14 protein-coding genes are annotated in these 18,691 nt (G+C 63.4%); all 14 read right to left on the bottom strand.

Going from position 1 to position 18,691, the window contains the following annotated elements:
- Positions 1 to 26: 26 nt before the first annotated feature.
- Positions 27 to 1,205 carry a UDP-N-acetylglucosamine 2-epimerase (non-hydrolyzing) gene (gene wecB / locus G3N61_RS06645; protein ID WP_205821899.1) on the bottom strand — a complete coding sequence of 393 codons (1,179 nt, stop codon included), beginning with the start codon at positions 1,203 to 1,205 and terminating at the stop codon, positions 27 to 29.
- 19 nt (positions 1,206 to 1,224) lie between these two features.
- Entirely contained in the window at positions 1,225 to 3,417 is a 2,193-nt protein-coding gene (locus tag G3N61_RS06640; protein ID WP_346778553.1) for a polysaccharide biosynthesis tyrosine autokinase, read from the bottom strand.
- 61 nt (positions 3,418 to 3,478) lie between these two features.
- Complete coding sequence (locus G3N61_RS06635; protein WP_346778554.1) at positions 3,479 to 3,952, bottom strand: low molecular weight phosphotyrosine protein phosphatase; 474 nt, start codon at positions 3,950 to 3,952, stop codon at positions 3,479 to 3,481.
- Between the two features lie 14 nt (positions 3,953 to 3,966).
- Positions 3,967 to 5,199 carry a polysaccharide biosynthesis/export family protein gene (locus G3N61_RS06630; protein WP_205821936.1) on the bottom strand — a complete coding sequence of 411 codons (1,233 nt, stop codon included), beginning with the start codon at positions 5,197 to 5,199 and terminating at the stop codon, positions 3,967 to 3,969.
- A 35-nt stretch (positions 5,200 to 5,234) separates the two neighbouring features.
- Entirely contained in the window at positions 5,235 to 6,632 is a 1,398-nt protein-coding gene (locus G3N61_RS06625; RefSeq protein ID WP_205821896.1) for an undecaprenyl-phosphate glucose phosphotransferase, read from the bottom strand.
- A 976-nt stretch (positions 6,633 to 7,608) separates the two neighbouring features.
- Positions 7,609 to 8,274 carry a hypothetical protein gene (locus G3N61_RS06620; RefSeq protein WP_205821935.1) on the bottom strand — a complete coding sequence of 222 codons (666 nt, stop codon included), beginning with the start codon at positions 8,272 to 8,274 and terminating at the stop codon, positions 7,609 to 7,611.
- A 208-nt stretch (positions 8,275 to 8,482) separates the two neighbouring features.
- On the bottom strand, positions 8,483 to 9,028 hold the full coding sequence (locus G3N61_RS06615) for a hypothetical protein (RefSeq protein ID WP_205821895.1): 546 nt from the start codon (positions 9,026 to 9,028) through the stop codon (positions 8,483 to 8,485).
- A gap of 8 nt (positions 9,029 to 9,036) precedes the next feature.
- Entirely contained in the window at positions 9,037 to 10,026 is a 990-nt protein-coding gene (locus tag G3N61_RS06610; RefSeq protein ID WP_205821894.1) for a hypothetical protein, read from the bottom strand.
- Between the two features lie 135 nt (positions 10,027 to 10,161).
- The gene (locus G3N61_RS06605; RefSeq protein WP_089453875.1) at positions 10,162 to 10,641 is read right to left on the bottom strand and encodes a hypothetical protein; all 480 of its coding nucleotides are present in this window, start codon (positions 10,639 to 10,641) and stop codon (positions 10,162 to 10,164) included.
- Entirely contained in the window at positions 10,632 to 11,318 is a 687-nt protein-coding gene (locus G3N61_RS06600) for a pilus assembly protein (protein ID WP_175046082.1), read from the bottom strand. Before G3N61_RS06600 ends, G3N61_RS06605 begins: the two co-directional genes overlap by 10 nt.
- Positions 11,315 to 13,480, bottom strand: coding sequence for a TcfC E-set like domain-containing protein (locus G3N61_RS06595; RefSeq protein ID WP_089453876.1), 2,166 nt, complete (start codon positions 13,478 to 13,480; stop codon positions 11,315 to 11,317). Before G3N61_RS06595 ends, G3N61_RS06600 begins: the two co-directional genes overlap by 4 nt.
- Positions 13,481 to 13,720: 240 nt before the next feature.
- Positions 13,721 to 14,251, bottom strand: a complete 531-nt coding sequence (locus tag G3N61_RS06590; protein WP_205821893.1) for a fimbrial assembly protein — start codon at positions 14,249 to 14,251, stop codon at positions 13,721 to 13,723.
- 291 nt (positions 14,252 to 14,542) lie between these two features.
- A complete protein-coding gene (locus tag G3N61_RS06585) occupies positions 14,543 to 17,554 on the bottom strand; it encodes a hybrid sensor histidine kinase/response regulator (protein ID WP_205821892.1) in 3,012 nt (1,003 codons plus the stop codon).
- 140 nt (positions 17,555 to 17,694) lie between these two features.
- Positions 17,695 to 18,369, bottom strand: a complete 675-nt coding sequence (locus tag G3N61_RS06580; RefSeq protein WP_205821891.1) for a response regulator — start codon at positions 18,367 to 18,369, stop codon at positions 17,695 to 17,697.
- Between the last annotated feature and the right edge of the window lie 322 nt (positions 18,370 to 18,691).

Here is an 18,691-nt window from a genome sequence, read left to right as displayed (position 1 = left end):
ATGGGGTTCTCCAGACGTCTGGGTAATCAGCAGAGCGAGCCGGTCAGGTAGGCTGGCCCTTGCGTCGAAATGGGCGGCGAGACGAGCAGATCCGCAATCCGTTCGCTCGCGCGGCCGTCGCCATACGGGTTGTGCGCGCGGCTCATCGCGCGATAGGCGCTACCGTCTTCCCACAGCTCGACCACCGCGCCGACGAGGCGCTCGACCTCGGTGCCGACCAGTCTCACCGTACCGGCCGCGACGGCTTCCGGTCGCTCCGTGGTGTCGCGCATCACGAGCACCGGCTTGCCGAGCGACGGCGCTTCTTCCTGGATCCCGCCGGAATCGGTCAGGATGAGCCACGCGCGGCTCATCAGATAGACGAACGGCAAATACTCCTGAGGCTCGATCAGCGCGACGTTGTCGATGTCGCCGAGCAGTCGCATGACGGGCTCGCGCACATTCGGATTCAGGTGCATCGGATAGACGATCCGGCACTCGGGATAGCGCTTCGCGACAGTTGCGATCGCTTCGCAGATCTGTTCGAACCCGCGGCCGAAGTTCTCGCGGCGATGGCCGGTCACGAGGATCATCCGCCGCTCGTCGTCGACCAGCGGGAACCGCTCGCGCATCAGCCGCACCAGCGCCCGGTCGCGCTTCAGGCGCTCGGTGATCGTCAACAGCGCGTCGATCACGGTGTTGCCGGTCACGTGCACACACGCGCCGTCGATGCCCTCCGCAAGCAGGTTTGCCCGCGACGTTTCCGTCGGCGCAAAGTGATGCAGCGCGAGCGCACCGGTCACCTTCCGGTTCGCCTCTTCCGGCCACGGCGAATACAGGTTGCCGGTGCGCAGGCCAGCCTCCACGTGACCCACCGGGATGCGCCGGTAATAGGCTGCGAGCGTCGCACCGAGCGTGGTGGTCGTATCGCCGTGCACGAGCACGAGATCCGGCCGGAACGACTCGAGCACGGGGTCGAGTGCATTGAGGATGTGCCCGGTCAGGCTGCCGAGCGTCTGCCCATCGCGCATCAGGTCGAGATCGTAATCCGGCGCGATATCGAAAAGGTCGAGCACCTGGTCGAGCATCTGGCGATGCTGCGCCGTCACGCAAACGCCGCAGCGCACGCCTTCGCGGGCCCGCAGCGCGCGAACGAGCGGCGCCATCTTGATGGCTTCCGGGCGGGTGCCGAAGGTAACGAGAATATTTTCGTGTCGATGGGTCATTGGAATCTCTGTCGGAGGATCACGTCCGATCCGCAGCGGTTTGTGAATCGGCACCGTCGTACGCGTAAGCGCCGTAGTTGCCGTACTGTGCGGAACGCAGTCCTGGCCGGAAGCCGTTGAACACGACGCCAGTTGCGCGCGCGCCGACGCGCTCGATCCGCTTCGCGGATTCGAGCAGCTCGCCCGAGGTCGTCACGCCGGAGCGCGCGGCGAGCAGGATCGTGTCCGCCTGCGCGGCAAGCACGATCGCGTCCGTCACCGGCAGCAGCGGCGGTGCGTCGAGCAAAACGACGTCGTAATCGCGCGCAACGTTCGTCAGCAACGCCGCAAGACGATCCGACGACAGCAGTTCGACAGGCCGGTCGGCGCGCGGGCCGGCCGGCAGCAGATCGACGTTCGGCGCGACGTCGTGAACGATCGCGGCGGCGCCGGTCACGCCGCCGCGAAGGACGGTCGACAAACCGATCTCCGGCCGCGTGCCGAATCGCTTCGCCAGCTCGCCACGACGCAAGTCGCCGTCGATCAGCAACACACGCTGGCCCGACTGGCCGAGCAGTGCGGCAACGTTGGCCGACACGAACGACTTCCCCACACCCGTGGATGGGCCGGTGATCAGCACCCGGTTGTTCTCGGGCCGGTCCGTCAACTGGAACCGCAGCGCCGTGCACAGGCTGCGCAGCGCCTCGACTGCGGGTTCGTTCGGCCACGCCATCGACAGGACCGACGCCCCGCCACCCGCTCCGCGCTGCGCAAACCGGCGTTGAGCGGCGCTTTGCGGGATCGTCGCCATCACGTTCAGGTCCGTGTCGCGCTCGATCTCGGCCGGATCGGTAACGCCGCCGAACAGCACCGCGCGGCCGATGACGGCACCCGAACCGAGCACGACCCCGAGCAGCGCGGCAATCACCGTCACCAGCGCCGGCTTCGGCCGTACGGGCTCGTCCGGCACGATCGCGCGATCGATCACGCGTACGTTGCCGATCTTGCTCGCGGTCGCCACGCGAAGCTGCTGGATGCTGTTCAGCAGGCCGACATAGATCTCGGTTTGCACGGTCACGTCGCGACGCAGGCGCACGACGTTCCGCTGCGCATCGGGCAATCGCCGGATCGCGTCGTTGAGCGTCACGATCTGCGCATTGGCGGCGGCGATCTGCCGGTCGAGCGCCCCGAGTTCCGGGTGGGCTGGCGTCAGCGTCGACGCCAGCGCCAATCGCTTCTGTTCGAGCTCGAACAGCGACGTCTGCACGGCCGTCGACTGCGTCAGCATCGCCTTCGCCTGTTCGGTCAGATCCACGATCTCATGGCGGGCCTGGTATGCGTTGAGGCGATCCTCGGCCACCTGCAGCCGGCGCTCCACCATCGGCACCTGATCGCTCAGGAAAGCCAGCGACTTCTCGGCGGTGGCCGCCTTGCGGTTCGCGTTCTGCTGCACGTAGTTGGCGGCGATCGCGTTCAACACGGCGGCAGTACGCTCCGGATCATCGCTTTCGTACGACACGCCGATCACGCCGGACTGATCCTTGCCGCGGTTCGCAATCGTCAATTGCTTTTGCAGCTCGGCCAGCACGGCCTGCTTCGAGTCGGCCCTCACGATGAACTGCGCACCTGCCTCCGCTTCGATGCCGGCCACCCGCAGCGACACATCGCCGGCGGCCGTCTTCACGCGCAGCGGCTCGCCGATCACGCCTTCCACATCGCGATCGAGATCGGCGCCGGACAGGCGATAGCGCTCGCCGCCCAACGACGTGACGACGAACGTGTGTCCGACGAAGGCGCGCGGCACGTCGAACGCCGGAATATCGATGCGTTCGTTGCCCCACACGAACCCACCGACAGCGAACAGGCCAGGAGCAGAAAGCCCTCGATTGAAACGCGCGATGGCGGCGCCGATCACGGGCACGCGGCGCGGCCGCGCTTCGATGTCCAGATGCAGGAGGTCGACGACCGGCTCGGTCACGAGCCGCGAGCGCAGGATCTCCATTTCGCCGTCGTCGGTCGACTTCACGTCGAACAGCGCGCCAAGGCCACCGACCAGCCCGCCTTCCGCCATGCTGCGCAGGTCGGAGCTGCCGCTTTCCACCTGCACGGCCATGTCGGCCTTGTAGACCGGCTTCGCGACGAGCGCATAGCCGGCGCCGAGCGCCGCACACGCGACCGTGACCGCGGCGATGCGGCCCGCGTGCCGGATCAGCATGTCGAGGATGCCTCGCACGTCGATCTCGTCCGCGTCGCGTAACAGGGGGGAGCGTCGATTCAATGCATTCATGTGGGGCTCACTGCAAATGTTCCGGCGCACCCGCGCCGGTGTCCGGGCGCCGCCGCCGGTTCTGTTCGAGGCTGACGATCCGCCCAGCCCAATCGACGACGCCGTGCTCGATCAGCCTCGCCGCGTAGTCGTAGACGTGGCGGCTGCGGCGGTAAGGATCCGGAACGTCCGTTCGGTAACGTTCGGCGAGGCAATACACGCGTCCGCGCGTCATCGGGTACGTCCGTTCGATCAGATGGCGATGCGCAGTCTCCATGACGAGAATCAGGTCGGCCCACCGGCAGATCCGGTCGTCGACGCGTCGCGCTCGATGCACGGACAAGTCGAAGCCGCGTCCGGTCAGCAGTTCGCTCATCACCGGATCGATCGCCGCCCCGCCGATCGCCGCAATGCCAGCCGACTCGATCGTCCGGCCCGGCAGCGCGCGCGACAGCATCGCTTGCGCGGCCGGGCTGCGGCAGATGTTGCCGGTACACACCATCAGGATTCGTTTCATCATTTCGTGACGATCGCGGCAGTCAGGCCAGCGTTGATGGCCGGCAACAGTTGCGCAAGCACACGGCCGAAGCGTGCGAGCTTCGTGCTGTCGACGTATACGACGTCGCGCGGTTGCAGCTCGAATTCGTTGGCCAGCACCATTGATACCGGCGAGCGGCCGTCGAGATGAAATACCTGTGCCTGCCGATCCGCGCCGGCCCGAATCACATAGGTCTGCTTCGGGTCGGCCGTTCCCTGGCTTACGCTGCCGGCCTGCGACAGCGCGTCGGCCAGGGTGAGCCGCCCGTTGCGCAGCGGCAGCGCAGTCGTGGGCTTGTTCACTTCGCCCATCACGTACACGCCAGACTGATCGCGCGCACCGACCTGCAGCAGATCGCCGTTGCGCAGCACGATGCGCGACGGATCGAGACGCTCCCGAATCAGTCCCGGGAGATCGACCGGATAGGCCGTGCCGGCGCGCACGAGCGTCATGCGGCTCTGATCGGCATCGGCGGTGAAGCCGCCTGCGCGCGTGATGGCCTCGAGCAGCGTCATCGGCGCATCGTTGACCGGTTGCGCACCCGGCGCGCGGACTTCGCCGTCGACGTAGACGCGATTCGCGCGATACGACGCGACGCGCACCGTCAATTGCGGTGCGACGAACCATGTCGAGAGCCGGTTGGCAAGCGCAGCCTGAATCTCGCTCGTACTCATGCCGGCGACATGCAGCTCGCCCACGTACGGAAACGTCAGGTTGCCGGCCTGATCGACGACGAAGCCGGCTGCAGGATCGGCAGGGCGCACCTGCTGAGTGCCGGGGTTGCCCTGCGCCGCCGCCAGTTCCGGGTGATCCCACACGGTGATCTGCAGTACGTCGCCCGAGCCGATCACGTAAGGCGTCGGCGCAGCAAAGAGCGCATCACGGGTACGTTCGCCCTGTGCGTGGGTTTCGCGCCTCTGGGTCGCGATCAGTTCGCCGTCGATCGGTCCGATCGGTACCGACGCCGCTTCATCGGAAGCGTGACCGCGTTGCGGCCGATTTACCGATGTCGCATCGATGCGACGCGTCGAAACCGTCAAGCCGCTTTCGTGAACCTGTGTCGCGATACCGCCTTCCTGCGGCGCATCGTGCGCGAGGTCCATGTGCATACCCGGCTCGACCGCACACGCGGACAGCAGCGTGACGGGCAAGATCGCCGCAGCCGTCCGCAAGCGCAGCGCCCATGAAAGAGACCGTTTTAGAGTTGCCATTCCTGTTATCCAAAGCACGTGCGTCGACGCATCATTCAATAGGCATTGCGATGCGTGAATCCGCACAGAACGGTCGCCGCCACGATCCGCATATCCAGCGAAAACGACCAGTTGTTCAGGTAGTAAAGATCGTGCTCGACCCGCTTCTGCATCTTCTCGACCCGATCCGTCTCGCCCCGATGCCCGTTGACCTGCGCCCAACCCGTGATGCCCGGCTTGATCCTGTAGCGCTGGATGTAGCCGTCCACCCGATGCTGGTAAAAATGGTCGTGCTCCACCGCATGCGGCCGCGGACCGACCACCGACATGTCGCCCTTCAGCACGTTGAAGAACTGCGGCAGCTCGTCGAGGCTGGTCCGCCGCAGTAGCGCGCCGATACGCGTGATGCGTGGATCGCCCCGCGTGGCCTGACGCACTTCGCCCGGCTCGCTCGCGTCGTGCCTGCGCATCGTCCTGAACTTGTAGATCGTGAAGATGCGACCGTAGGTGCCCCTGCGCTGCTGCCGGAACAGCACCGGCCCCGCGGACGAGCACTTCACCGCGATCGCGATGGCCCCCAGCAGCGGCGAGATCGCAATCAGCGCCAGCGCCGCGAAGACGCGATCGAATACCGCCTTGCCGGCGAGTGCCCGAGCCGACAGCGGCGCCGCGACAAGATCGAGCGCCCGGCCGCGAATCGCGCGGCGCGGACGGAGCGGCGTGATGTCCGTCAGGTCCGGGATGAAGCGGATGTCCACGAGATCCTTGCCGAACGCGCGGACGACCGCTCCGACGCTGTCGGCCTCCGACAGCGGCAGCACGATCCAGATCTCCACGACGTGTGCGACACGCACGTGCTCGACGAATGCATCGAGATCGCGATGCACATTCGCTTCGTCCGCACTGCCGGCCGACGAGCCGGCCATGTCGAAGATCGCAGCCACCTGATACGGCAGGACCGCATCCCGCGCCTCGCCGCTCGCGAGCGCCAGACACCGCTCCCGATACCCGACCAGCGCAATGCTCCTGCGCCGTGCGCCGCGCCTCGCCGCGCGAACACCCAGCCACCGCCGCAACGCTTGCACCGCGACGATCGCAATCGCAGACAACACCAGCCAACCGATCACCCGATCCAGGGCCGCCCCGTATTGCCCGTCGGACGCCATGACGGCAATCGCGCCGACGCACAGCGCAACGGCCAAACCAGCCAGCGCCAGCCACCTGCGGGTACGGCTCCCGGTATTGCCAATCCAGCCGACCGACGGGCGAAAGACCAACGCGCACGCGATCGAAACCGCGATCATCGCTGCATCGGACAGCGAGTACGGCGCGCCTTCCAGCCAGCGCTTCACCGCCCACGCCGTAGCGGCAAACAGGCCGGCATCGGCCAGCCAAAACCATGAAACCTTCTCTCGAGCAACGGGCGTGTATTCAGCAGGGTCGAACGAATGCATAACGCCTGATCGATCACCCGTCTCAATCGAATGACGACGGAACCTCGGCATACATTCATGCCGATCACGTTACGTAGTCGCGGATGGGATTCCGATTCGACGAGCGATCCTTTCCTATTGGTTAGTATTGCAAAATTCCATCCATCACGATTGATCTTCGATCAACGTCAACAAATATCAAATATCACGAATGAAGAGCGGCATTTGTTGAAATTCCAAATGCCTCGACTATCGATAATTTCAAAATCATCGCCTATCGAAGCAATTCAAGTCCTAATATTGCCATCGCGAATTACCCCTTTGAATCAGACACGTACTAAATAGGAAGGAACTCATATGCGTCGTGTCCTATTCATTCTTCGGCCGCATCGGCTGTTTGAAGAGTTGACATTGGTCAAGCGCTGCGTGATCGCATCGATCGATGCGCGAGTCGGACGACACGCGTGGGACATTGAATACGGAGGGGGCACTTCATGGTTGCGGCGCACGGCTGGCAACGTCTGAATCTTGCGCACGCTCATTTTGCGCGCGTACACGCGATGATGCGTTCGTCGGAGCCGGTGGAGCGGATCCGCAAAGCGACCTCGTCCGCTCCGGCAAACCGACGAACGACCACCACGTCTGGACGTTCACGTGCGCATACGGCAACGCGTGCTCGAACCTGCATCGATTCGAAGCGTGAACCAAACATTGGTCCGGACGGGAATGACTGGCGAGGCATCGGGACGGCGACGGGTATCGACCTCAGCCCGATATCGCATATTGCGGCCCAACCTCGCTTCCGGATATCGGCTTTGAATCGAGAACCGCTTGATGGATCAAATTCCGGCCATTGGGAACTGGGGCGCCGTTCTTCTCACAGGCATAGATCGACGGCGCTCTCGCTGTGAAAAACTCGTGGGCAACGTTTCGCAGATTCCCGGGATCGCAACGTCGCGCCCGTCGAACTGAAGCGGAATGCGCGGATAGTCGCTGATCAGGAACGCCCACCAGTGCATGTCGGATGCCCGGGTATGACAACGACATGCCCTTTGAGCGGAAGCGGCACGCCCGGGTAGACGTTGAAGCCATCGACCTCGTGCCCGCCCACCTTCGCGCCTTCCACACGCACACGGACGTTTCCGGTTGCCGTCAGCATGGCCCCTTCGTCGACGCACTCGACCGCAAGGCTCTCGCGGGGTTTCGCCGGCAACTGCCGAACGAGCCCGCTGAACCCCAAGTTGACGACCACGTTGGCGGACGTCTTTTTCTGCTCGGTACCGAGCACCTTGATCACGGGCTGCACGTCGAGACGATAGACCGCTTCCGTCTCGACTGCCCGCACGGCCTTGAGCGTGATCGTCTTGGTTTGTCCGGGCGCAAGCGTCATCCGGAACGGATACGCATAAAGCGCGGGGTGCTTCGTCTCGGCAACCGGCTCGACGCGCTCGTCCTGCAGCGGCACGCCAGGGTTGAGCAGGCGAGACAGGGCGATCGTCACGTACTCGGGCCGATCGCCGTTGTTGACGACCTGGACGCTAGTTGTGTCCGCATCGACCGTGACCTCTTTGGGCATCAGGTCGATTGCGGCAAACGACGCAGCCGGTATGAACAGGCCCAGCGCCATGCACAGGCGCCCAAGCGAAAAAAGACGTGGTTTCATCTCGATGTGTCCGTCAAAAAATGGCTGATCGGACGGCACTTCGATGGCAGTGCAGCCCATGCAACGCGTCGTGCAGCACCCCGCGCCATGACGCATGAGTTACAAACCGATCAGGAACACCCCGCGTGGCACACTCACGGCAGAATCGCGGGGCAAATCAATCGCATTCTCGCTCGACGACACGCGCTGTCGAGACACCCGCCGCGCATCAGGGCTTGATAACCGGCTCGAATGTCATCGACAGCACGCCGGTGTAGGTGCCCACGGTACTTTTGAAATCGCCTTCCGGCGGATAAGCGGAGATCGCGAGCGTGTAATAACCCGTGGTGTCCGCACCGGCCACGGGCGGCGCCGGATTCTGGAACTGCGCGTTCTGGCCGACCGCCAGCGCTTTCGGATCTCCCCCCTCGTTGCCCAGCAGCACTTTCGGCGACCGAAATACCTGGGCGGCATTGGACTGGTTGCGGATCATCAGCGGTTCGTCCATGCGCACCTGAAATACGCCGCTCGAAGAAACGACTTTCAACCTCGCCTGCACCTCATACGGTGTGGTCCAGCCGCCCAGTTGCTGCATCGTCAATCCGCTGTCGAACCAGCCGCCCTTGTCGTCGGTCACGGTCAGCACCTCCCGCTTGGCCACCTGCGCAGTGACCTTGCTTTGGAGCTTGCCGGTAAGCGTAATTGTCTGTGCGTGAGCGACGGCCGACACCAGCAGCAGGACCATCGCTCCCGCGCGAAATACGGACGTTTTCATTGGCTCCCCTATGATTTCGTGACCACTGTGAAAGTCAGGACATCGCTGTAACCACCCTCTTTAACGTTCGGACTGACTGTCGTGCTGAAGGTGGGCGTGAAGCAGGCCATGCTCGCCCCGCTATAGAAAGTCACCGTCTTGTTGCTTGCGTTCGGGAGCGGCACGATCGTTGCACCGTTGTCGAGCGTCACGTTATAGGGCACATACTGCGTCACGTCGTTCAGGTTCCTGAGACGGTAACGGCCGCCGACAATACCGTTTGCGCTACTGGCATTGATAACGAACAATTTGCCGCTGACCTCAGAGCCGCTATAAGTAAAGCAAAGCCAATCCGTCGGGTTGGTGAACGTCTTGGTGGCGTCACCCTCCGGCAACTCGCCGAGGTTCCAGTCCGGCGCCGATACACCAATCGCGATGGACGGCGGCGGTGGCTTCTCAGGATCCACCACTTTGCAGCTTCCATTGACGCCACCGCGCTCGATATAAGCACCGCCTGTAATTTCCCCAACGTCGTCGCTGTTTGTGTAATTGCCGGCGCGAAGAGAAATGGCCGGCCATGACCCAACCTTATTGTTGTTTATCCTCACTTCGTAATTCGCGCTGAATGGATAGAACTGCCTCCAGATGGCAGGGGCATTTTGCCCATGAAACATCACGTACCCTGATCCACCAAACGAATTAGAACTAGCAGCCCCATTCAATGCCACCGACGCAACCAGGCCAGCATGGGCGGTCGGTGGTAGCATGGTGCCATTCGCGTCGTACGCATACAGCAGCAATCCTCGCGATACCGGAGTCGCATTACCCGTATGCCCAGTAATGATTTTATAGGAGACGGTCATCCGAAGCGTGCTTGTGCCATCCTTGTTATCCACCCACGAGCAATTGCTGTAACCGTTACTAAGATCGCTCAGCTTCAATCCAAACACCGCGTTTGCCTTCCCGGCAACGAGAGAAAGGCAGATAATGCTCAAAATCCTGATCAATATACGGTACATACTACCTCTCCATCGTCCGCCAAATTGAAAATTGGGAACCTCATTCACCACGCAAAAAATCATTGCTGAATTAGATAAAATACGGACAACATGCGTTCCTCCGGTCGGCGTGACAACGCGCGTGCAACCATTCGATCAATCCTGCGTGTGACGCGCGTGTTGATAGATCACGACGCCATATCCGATGCTGATGGCCAGCGGCGCCTGCACACCCGACGCATCCTTCGCATCGACAATCAGCCGCTCTCTTGGCCGAAATGTCAGACGCCACACTTGCGCCCTCGGCGGCGTATCGAACACCTTCAGCATGACCTGGCGCTTCTGCCCCGGCGATAGCGCGAACCGGTCAGGGAACGTCAGCAATGCCGGCCGGGACACTTCCGTGACCGGCACGAGGCGTTCCGGGCGCTCGCCCGGATTGGTGACCAACTGCTGCGTGACATCGAGGTAGAGCGGCGTATCACCGACGTTTTCAACCCACAACTCCGGTATCGGCTTGCCCTGCGCCAGCGTCAGTTCGGTGCGGGACAACTTGAGAACGCCGGCCGCCAGACTGCCCGTACAGCAAAGCGCCGCCAGCAAACCCGCTACCGCGCGCGGCCCGATCATGGGCATTGCAGCGTCGCGGCCTTGCCGTCGACGTTCAGCGACATCCGCTGGGTCGCGAAATGCTGCGGCGTGCCGGGGAATACGGCGATCGTCTGCGGCCCGCCCGACTTGTCGAATGTCACTTCACTGAAAACCTGCCGGACGTTGCCTGTATTCTCAAGCGTCAGCCCGCCCCGCTCGCAGCGGTGGGCCCAGCCTGAGCGCTGTTCGCCCGGCGGCGGCATGTGACGCACCAGTACGCCATAGCCGATCGCGACCGACATCGGCGCCGTGATCTTGTTCTGCGGCACATCGTCGACCTTGAGCGACCTGACCGGTACGATATACAGGCGATACAGCGATTCGCGCTCCGGCTGCGTGAGCGACTTCAGCATGATCGCTCGCGTCTGGCCGGGGCCGAGCGTCAGCTTGTCCGGGCTCGCCAGCAGCCCCGGATGATCGAGTTTGCCGAGATCGACTTTTTCTTCCGGCGTCACGCCCGGATTCATGACCTTCTGCACCGAGATATTCAGGTACAGCGGTGCATCGCCCATATTCCTGACCGTCACTCTTTGCTCGTGAGCGTTGAACAGCTTGGTCGTAGCAGGCATCACCATCAGTTCGCCCTCGGCATGAGCCGGCTGCCATGCCGCAAGCATCAATCCGCCCAACGCGGCAAGCACGGTATGCAATTTCACGTTCATTTCGTTGCCTCTTGATTATTCATGTCGACCGCGATTTCGCAGCGGTACTGGCTGTCCTTCACGTCGTTCAGGTCGCAGCGGTAACGATGGGCCGCGCCTTCGACCGTGATCGCCCTCAGCAGCTGCTTGCTGACGATCGAGAACAGGCCGTTCGTATGGGCCGTATCGCCCGTATCCACGATCTTCCCGCTGACCGGTTTCCCGTCGGAATCCGTCAGGAAGCCGCTGTAGATCATGTTGATGTCGACCCGCGCCTTCGCGGAGTACACCTGGCCCGGATGGGCGCGAACTACATTCGCCGGCACCTCGATGTTCATGTCGATGTTCTCGCTGTTGCTGAACACCCGCGCGAACGCGACATCGCTATACGCATTGAGCGGCACCGCGTAGGTGCTGTTGCCGCCAACCGGATTCCCCTCGACGTTGAAGCCATACTTCATGCCCGGGACTTCCGGTGTCGTGAGCAGCAGTGCGCTGCCGGACGGGCTGTACCGGCCGAATGCGACGCCCTCCCTGCTCGCGGCCACCATGCCGCGATAGTTGAAGTCCACGTTGCTGCCCACACTGCTGTTGCCGACGTTCAACGACGCATCGCCACGCGTGCCGGAGCGGCTGCCGTAGAGATTGACGCCGTAGTCGCTGCCGGTGCGGTTGGCCGTGAGCCCGATCGTGCTCGTGCCGAAGCCGTCTTCGAAGGACTTGCGGACATCGCCGCTCAGCTGGGTGCTGCCGCCCGAATGCGCGGTGCTGAAGCTCGCCTGCACCTTGTCGAGCGTCATGGTCATGTTGAAATACACGCCATACCCCTGGCCGCCACGCTGGAAGCCGCCCTTCTGCACGCCGAGCGCGAACGTGCCCCACAGGCCGTTCGGGCGGTAATTCCAGCGCACTTCGGCCTGATGCGACTTGCCGAAATTCGACTGATGATAGTTGTATGAAACAATCGCCTTGCGGATGTTCCGGCTATACGACACGGCCGTGCTCGGCTGCCCCCAATAGAACCGCGACACGTTGGTGTTCTGATATCGGCTCACCATGAGGTTGCCGAGTGTGTCGCTCGCCAGCGCAACGTTCGCGTAACCGCCGGCGCTTCGCTCGCCGCTCAGCAAGCCGAGCGTGGGCGTCACGTCGATATCGCCGATCCGCGTCGGCCGCGTCACGTTGACTTCGGCCGCCCACTTCCCGTGGTGCCCCGCCAGCATCGACGCGTTCAGATAGAACTGTTTCAGATTCCGGCTCATGCCCGCTTCGAGCAGGAAGCCGCCTTCGTACATGTCCTTGCCGGCGGTCACGTGCCACGTGTTGCCGCTGGCAGCCCCGAAATTGAGGTTGTTGATCTCGCGATTCTCGCGGGTGACCACGTTGCCGTTACGATCGACGAGTCGCACCTCCGTCGTGTAGTAGCCACCGGGGAGATCGGCAAAGCTGATTTCGTTGCGCCCGATCGACGCCGGCCGCTTCATGATCAGGCGACCGTTACGGTAAAACTCGTAGTTCCCTTCCGCGGTCGCATACAGAATCAGCGAGCCCGCATTGTTGTCGACCCGCAGGTGGCTCTGGCTGCCGACCGTGACGAACTGGTCGAAGCTCGGCGACAACAGCGTGCTGACCGAGCCCGACGCATAGTCGATGTTGTTCTGCTTGCCCGCCCGAATATACGTACTGGCGAAGTTCTTCTGCAGATAATAGGACGACACGCCGCGCGTGCCGCCGCTGTTGTAGCGCGACTCCGTCTGGTTCACATACCAGTTCAGGTAACCGAAACTCTGAGACGGCAGGCCGATCCAGGTATTGCCGTTCACGTTGGCGGCACGGTAGCCGTCCGATGCGGCGCGCAGGTCGATCGACTGATTGTTGACGATGCCCAGCGACGTGGGCGGCGCAATGTAATCTTCACGCGTGTCGCGAATCGATATCGATCGCTTCATCTTGTCGACCGTTACGTAGTAACCGTCGATCTCGAGATCGCACCCCTTGCTGCAACGTTTGTAGTCGAGCTGGGCGACGATCTTTTTCAATGTGCCGACATCAGTCGGCGAAATGCCGTTTTCTTCGTATTTATCCGCGTCGAATACGAGCGCACCGCTCTCCTGCGAATAACCAATGAATCCGGGAAGCGTTCTGCCATTGAAGGTCGCGACATAGTTCGCGCTATCATCCATTTCGGCCGCACTGAATCCTTCCGGCACGCCGTATGATATCTTTAGTTCTGCGAATGAGTGCGACGAAACAAAAAGAAACGCACCAAGCCACAGTTTATTGAATCGAAATGGGATTTGATCGGCGAACACGCTATTCTTTCTTCTATGGTGAAATTTGAAGGTCGGGTATGCGCATGCTGTTTGTCGTCACATCAAAAAAGGAGGCCCGATCAGGGCCTCCTTTCAGGCCGATTACTCGACTTACGGTGCGGCTGCCGCGACCGGCTCGAACAGCATGACGAGTTCGCCGCTGTAGCTGCCGTTGGTGCTCGCCGCGCCGGCCACCTGGGTGGGCGATTCGACATTGATCTTCAGGTTGTGAATCTCGTCGAAGCCACCGTTGCCCGACGTGGTTTGCGTGATCTTCTGGACTGCGCCGAACTTGACTTCGGCATCGCCCTTTTGGCTGCTGAGCGTGACCGTCGGGTTCTTCATTTCGTAGTGGCCGTTCGACAGCTTCAACTGCTGCGAAAGCGAAATGTTGAAATCGGAGCCCTTCGTCCACACGCGGATCGGAAGCGTCTTTGAGAACTTCGCCTGCGTGTAGTCGTTCGCCTCAAGTTCTTCCGTGCCGTACCACGTCGAGCCGTCCGGCTTCGACACGAAGATGCCGTCGCTGATCTGTGCGTTCAGCATGATTTTCTTCGACACGGATTCTGCTTGCGCCGTATGCGCGATGCCGAACAGTGCCGTAGTGACGCCCATTGCCAGAACGAGTTTGCTGAGTTTCATCGAGTGATCTCTATTTAGAGGATAGATTTACGGACATCGAATACCGATTAACTAATCAGCATTCAAATTCGTGGAAAATCAATTCCACTGCCGTTATTTTCGATGAACGCCAGAGAACAGGCGATAGGACGATTGCCAGTCTAGCCCCGATAATTGCTAGTACGAGTACGAAAATTGAATATCAACCGCGCTAAATCGCTGATTGTCAGGTCGATTTAACTTTCGTTCCGGCACACCCTTTCAAGAACGACCGGCGCACGGTGCGCCGGCGGCTGCGACCGTAACGGAACATCACCGCCCGATTCGCTCCAGCGCGCATTCGACCGCTTCACGAAATTCTGCCCAGCATGGTTCAAGCGCTACCGCTCCGCCTGCCGCCTCGATCCGCTCCATCTGCGCGCAAGCGTCGCGCGCGGCGCCATCGCCGGCCAGCGCGAAGGCGCCGCGCATCGAGTGAAGCTCGACCCGGATCACACCCGCGTCGCCATTCGCCAACGCCCGCTCGATCGCCGACAGCGAACGCAGCGTCGCGTCGCGCAAGGTCCGGCGGATTTCGTCGGTCACGGCCGGCGCGACTTCGCGCACGCCGGATGGCGCGCCGCCGCCCTTGCCGCCACCATGCCGTCGCAGCACCGCGTCGAGATCGTCGATCGACAGCGGCTTGAGCACGACTTCGACCGCCCCGACCTGCGTGCAACGGCGGTAGTCGTCGTCAGTGGCATGCGCGGTCATCGCGATCACCGGCACTTTCGCCCCTTGTTCGCGCAGGAAATTCGCGAGCGCGAAGCCGTCGAGCTGCGGCATGCTCAGATCGGTCAGCACGACATCGAACGGCTCCTCGAAATACGCGCGCATCGCTTCGATGCCGTTCTCGACGATCGTCGCGTCGTATCCCAGCGCGGCAAGCTGATCCGTCAACAGCACGCGGCTTGCCGGATGATCCTCGGCCACCAGCACGCGCAGCGCGGGCAGGTCGTCACGCGACGCGCGCGCATCACCGGGCGCGCCGCCGGGGCCGTCATCCGCGTCCGGACTTTCGTCACGCCAGCCGGGCCGTGCGCCGGGCAGCGGCAGGCTCGCGATGAATGTCGAGCCCTCGCCGACGCGACTCTCCACGGTCAGTTCGCCTTGCATCAGCCGCGCGATGCGGCGGCACAGCGGCAGCCCGAGCCCGGTGCCGCCGAAACGCCGATAGATCGACGGATCGGCTTGCACGTAGACATCGAACAGCATCGGCAACGCTTCGTCCGGAATACCGACGCCCGTGTCGCGCACGGCAATCTCGACCTGGCTGGCGCCTCCGTCGTCCCGCGCCAGCCGGGCCTCGATCGCGATCGCGCCGCGCTCCGTGAACTTGATCGCATTGCCGACGAGGTTCGACACGAGCTGACGCAGACGTATCGGATCGCCCACGTAGCCGTCGGCCAACTCCGACGCGGCGTGCCATTCGAGCATCAACCCTTTCGCGTCCGCGAGCGGCAGGAACATCGCCGCGACGTCGCGCAGCAGGCGCCGCAGGTCGAACGGGATGTGCTCCAGCGTCAGCTGGTTCGATTCCGCCTTCGACAGGTCGAGCACATCGTTGATCACGCGCAGCAGCGCATCCGACGACGAGACGATCGTCGCCAGCCGCCGCTTCTCGTCCGGCGGCAGCGATGCGCGCCCCATCAGCTCGAGATTGCCGATGATCGCGTTCAGCGGCGTGCGGATCTCGTGGCTCATCGTCGCGAGGAACGTCGACTTTGCCTTGTTCGCGTCGTCCGCCGCCGCCCGCGCCTCCCGGAGCTTGCCTTCCGTCAGCTTGCGGGCGGTGACGTCGGTCAGCGTGCAAAGCAGCACGTCGACGCCGCGGAAGCGGGTCCGTACGACGTGTGCGGCAAGATAGGTCGTCTCGTGCCCCGTGCACTCGACGGCCAGTTCCTGCTGCAGGACGCGGCGGCGGTCGCCGCCGTCCGCGTGATGTTCGCGGTAGGCCTGCCAGATGCGCTTGCCGAGCGGCAGCCCCGATGCGTCGCGGTCGTAGGCGAGCACGGCGTCGTTGCGCACCATCGCCTCGCCGTCGGCCACCGACAGCAGCAGCAGCCCGGCAGGCGCGTTGCGGATCAGCGTGCGATTGAACGCCTCGCTTTCGATCAGGCGCAGCGCGCGACGGTTCGCGGGATGCAGCGCGCGGCGGTCGAACAGAACGATCGTCGACCACAGCAATGCGATACCGAACAACGCGACGCCGAGCGTGACGCTCAGGCCGGCGAGCGTCGCCCTCACGACGCTGCGCCACGAGAAGGTCGTCATCATCACGAGGCTGGAATCCGGCAGGCGGCCGCTGATGACGAAGTCCAGGCCGACCCGGCGCACCATGACGTGCTCGCCGAACGGATCGCGCGCGTTGTTCAGCGCGCGGTCGATCATCGCCGGATCGCGCTGACGCCCGAATACGATATTCCGGCGCGCGTCGATGACCGCGATGTCCTCGTCGTCCGAACGCGGCGCCATCACGTCGTCGAGCCGGTACAGCCCGTTGACGACGAACCACCCGAACGGCCGGCCCTGAGCGTCGTCCAGCCGGCGTGCGAAGCGCAGGACGGTTCGGCCGGACACCGGATCGAGACGACGGTCGAGCATGAACGTGCGGTTCTGCATGTCCGGCTTCTGCCGGGCGGCGCCGGTCGGCATCAGGCCGGCAATCAATGCCTTCACATCGGTACCGGGCGGCAGCGCGCGAGCCCGCGCGACGAGCCCCGGCCCCAGCACGGCGAGGAACGGTGCATCGGTCCCGATCAGATAGCCGCCGACCGGTTCGGTGGCGGTGACCGAAGCCGCCGGCGGGAGGCCGGCATTCCGGAGCTGTCCGAGCAGGGCGCCGAGATATCTCGAATACGACGCGGCCGGACGATCCGGCGTGATCGCGGCCAGTGCAAGCACCCGCTCTTCACCGCCGGCTTCACCCGCGCCCAGCACACCGCCCGCGGCCGAGAACCGCGCCAGCGCCTCCGGCGGCGGCTGCACCGCGTCGTCCCACAGCTGCTCCATCCTGCTGCCGTACGTCATCAGCACGGTATCCGCCGTCTGCAGGGTTGCATAGAACTGCGCTTCCCGCTGCAGGAACGTCGAACGCGCCTGTCCCCGATAGTCCTTGATGTCGAGCCGCACGACGAGCGCCGCGCAGACGAGAATGAACAGCGTGACCGCCACGCCGCCGCCATACAGCAGAAACTGCTGCTGACGACGAACGCGGACGGGATCGAACGGCTTGCGGCCCGCCGTGGCCGCACGGGTGGCGAGTCGTTTCAGATTGGCAGGCATGGATCGTCGTCGAGGGGCGAACGGCCGGCTTCCGTTCTTGTCACGCGCGGGGTGCCGGTGTGCCGTTCGTTACCGGCTGCACGGAAGGGGGTGGCTGCGCCCGTCGCCGGCACCGCCTCGCCGCGGCGCATCGCGCGCGGCTATTCGCTTTGTGCCGGTGCATCGGCCGCCCGCACGTCGTGAAGCTTGCCCTCGCTGGCATAGCGGATCAGGTCGGCATCGCGAACGATCCCGAGCTTCTTCATCGCGCTGGTTTTCTGCGAGCTGATCGTCTGCTTGCTGCGGTGAAGCTGCACCGCAATCTCGCCGACCGTGTAGCCCGCGCCGAACAGCCGCACGACCTCGATCTCGCGCGTCGTCAGCGGCCGCGTCGTCTCGGCCCCGCCGGTGTTCTCGAGCAACTGCTTGACGTACGGCGACAAATAGCCGGCACCGACGAACGCCGCATGCACCGCGCCGACGAGGTGCGAGATCGCATCCGATTTGCTCAGGATGCAGCCGACCCCCTGCTTGCGAATCGCCAGCAGCACGCTCGGATTGTCGATCATCGTGATCGTGACGAGGCGCAGCGCCGGGTAACGGCGCTGAAGGAACGACAGCAGCACGAGCCCGTCGCCGAACTTCCCGCCAGGCATCACGTAATCGACCACGAGCACGTCGGTCGGCGTCTCGTCGAGCGCCGCCACGAGATCGGTCGAGTTGGAGACGGAACCGACAAAACGGATCGTGCTGCTCTCCCCCAGTGCCTGCGACATCCCGATCGCGGATGACGGGTGATCGTCCGCCACCATCACACGCACAAAGAATTCATCCATGATCCCTGTTCTCCCCGAGGCTTCCGATCGCGCACCAGTCGGCCACGGCAGGATACGAACCGCTTCCGGATTCGCTCCATCCCGCCAACTGGCCGTCTGCTCGACGCATCGGACGATATACGCGCCACTAGATTTTAAGATAAAACACCGTCAATACCGTGCACGATGGCCGATCGGCCGACATGGGCCGTGCCGAGCAGGCCTGCCGACGTGCGCGCCCGGACCGCGCATCGACACCTGGAAAGGCGCCGGAACACCGTGCAGCGGCCATCCCCCCACGCGCCGGCCGGCGCGCCGCATGACGATGCGCACATCGACAGTC

The organism is Burkholderia sp. Ac-20349, from assembly GCF_017104865.1.
Taxonomy (GTDB): domain Bacteria; phylum Pseudomonadota; class Gammaproteobacteria; order Burkholderiales; family Burkholderiaceae; genus Burkholderia; species Burkholderia aenigmatica.
Note: the sequence above shows the minus strand (reverse complement) of the source record. Positions and strands in the feature narration are given on the sequence as shown.

Coding starts and splice junctions, on each gene's coding strand:
- G3N61_RS06600 (WP_175046082.1), bottom strand. CDS start 11,318: ATGAACGTGAAATTGCATACCGTGCTTGCCGCGTTGGGCGGATTGATG.
- G3N61_RS06590 (WP_205821893.1), bottom strand. CDS start 14,251: ATGAAACTCAGCAAACTCGTTCTGGCAATGGGCGTCACTACGGCACTG.
- G3N61_RS06625 (WP_205821896.1), bottom strand. CDS start 6,632: ATGCATTCGTTCGACCCTGCTGAATACACGCCCGTTGCTCGAGAGAAG.
- G3N61_RS06595 (WP_089453876.1), bottom strand. CDS start 13,480: ATGGATGATAGCGCGAACTATGTCGCGACCTTCAATGGCAGAACGCTT.
- G3N61_RS06605 (WP_089453875.1), bottom strand. CDS start 10,641: ATGCCCATGATCGGGCCGCGCGCGGTAGCGGGTTTGCTGGCGGCGCTT.
- G3N61_RS06610 (WP_205821894.1), bottom strand. CDS start 10,026: ATGTACCGTATATTGATCAGGATTTTGAGCATTATCTGCCTTTCTCTC.
- G3N61_RS06635 (WP_346778554.1), bottom strand. CDS start 3,952: ATGGTGTGTACCGGCAACATCTGCCGCAGCCCGGCCGCGCAAGCGATG.
- G3N61_RS06630 (WP_205821936.1), bottom strand. CDS start 5,199: ATGGCAACTCTAAAACGGTCTCTTTCATGGGCGCTGCGCTTGCGGACG.
- G3N61_RS06615 (WP_205821895.1), bottom strand. CDS start 9,028: ATGAAAACGTCCGTATTTCGCGCGGGAGCGATGGTCCTGCTGCTGGTG.
- G3N61_RS06580 (WP_205821891.1), bottom strand. CDS start 18,369: ATGGATGAATTCTTTGTGCGTGTGATGGTGGCGGACGATCACCCGTCA.
- wecB (WP_205821899.1), bottom strand. CDS start 1,205: ATGACCCATCGACACGAAAATATTCTCGTTACCTTCGGCACCCGCCCG.
- G3N61_RS06620 (WP_205821935.1), bottom strand. CDS start 8,274: ATGAAACCACGTCTTTTTTCGCTTGGGCGCCTGTGCATGGCGCTGGGC.
- G3N61_RS06585 (WP_205821892.1), bottom strand. CDS start 17,554: ATGCCTGCCAATCTGAAACGACTCGCCACCCGTGCGGCCACGGCGGGC.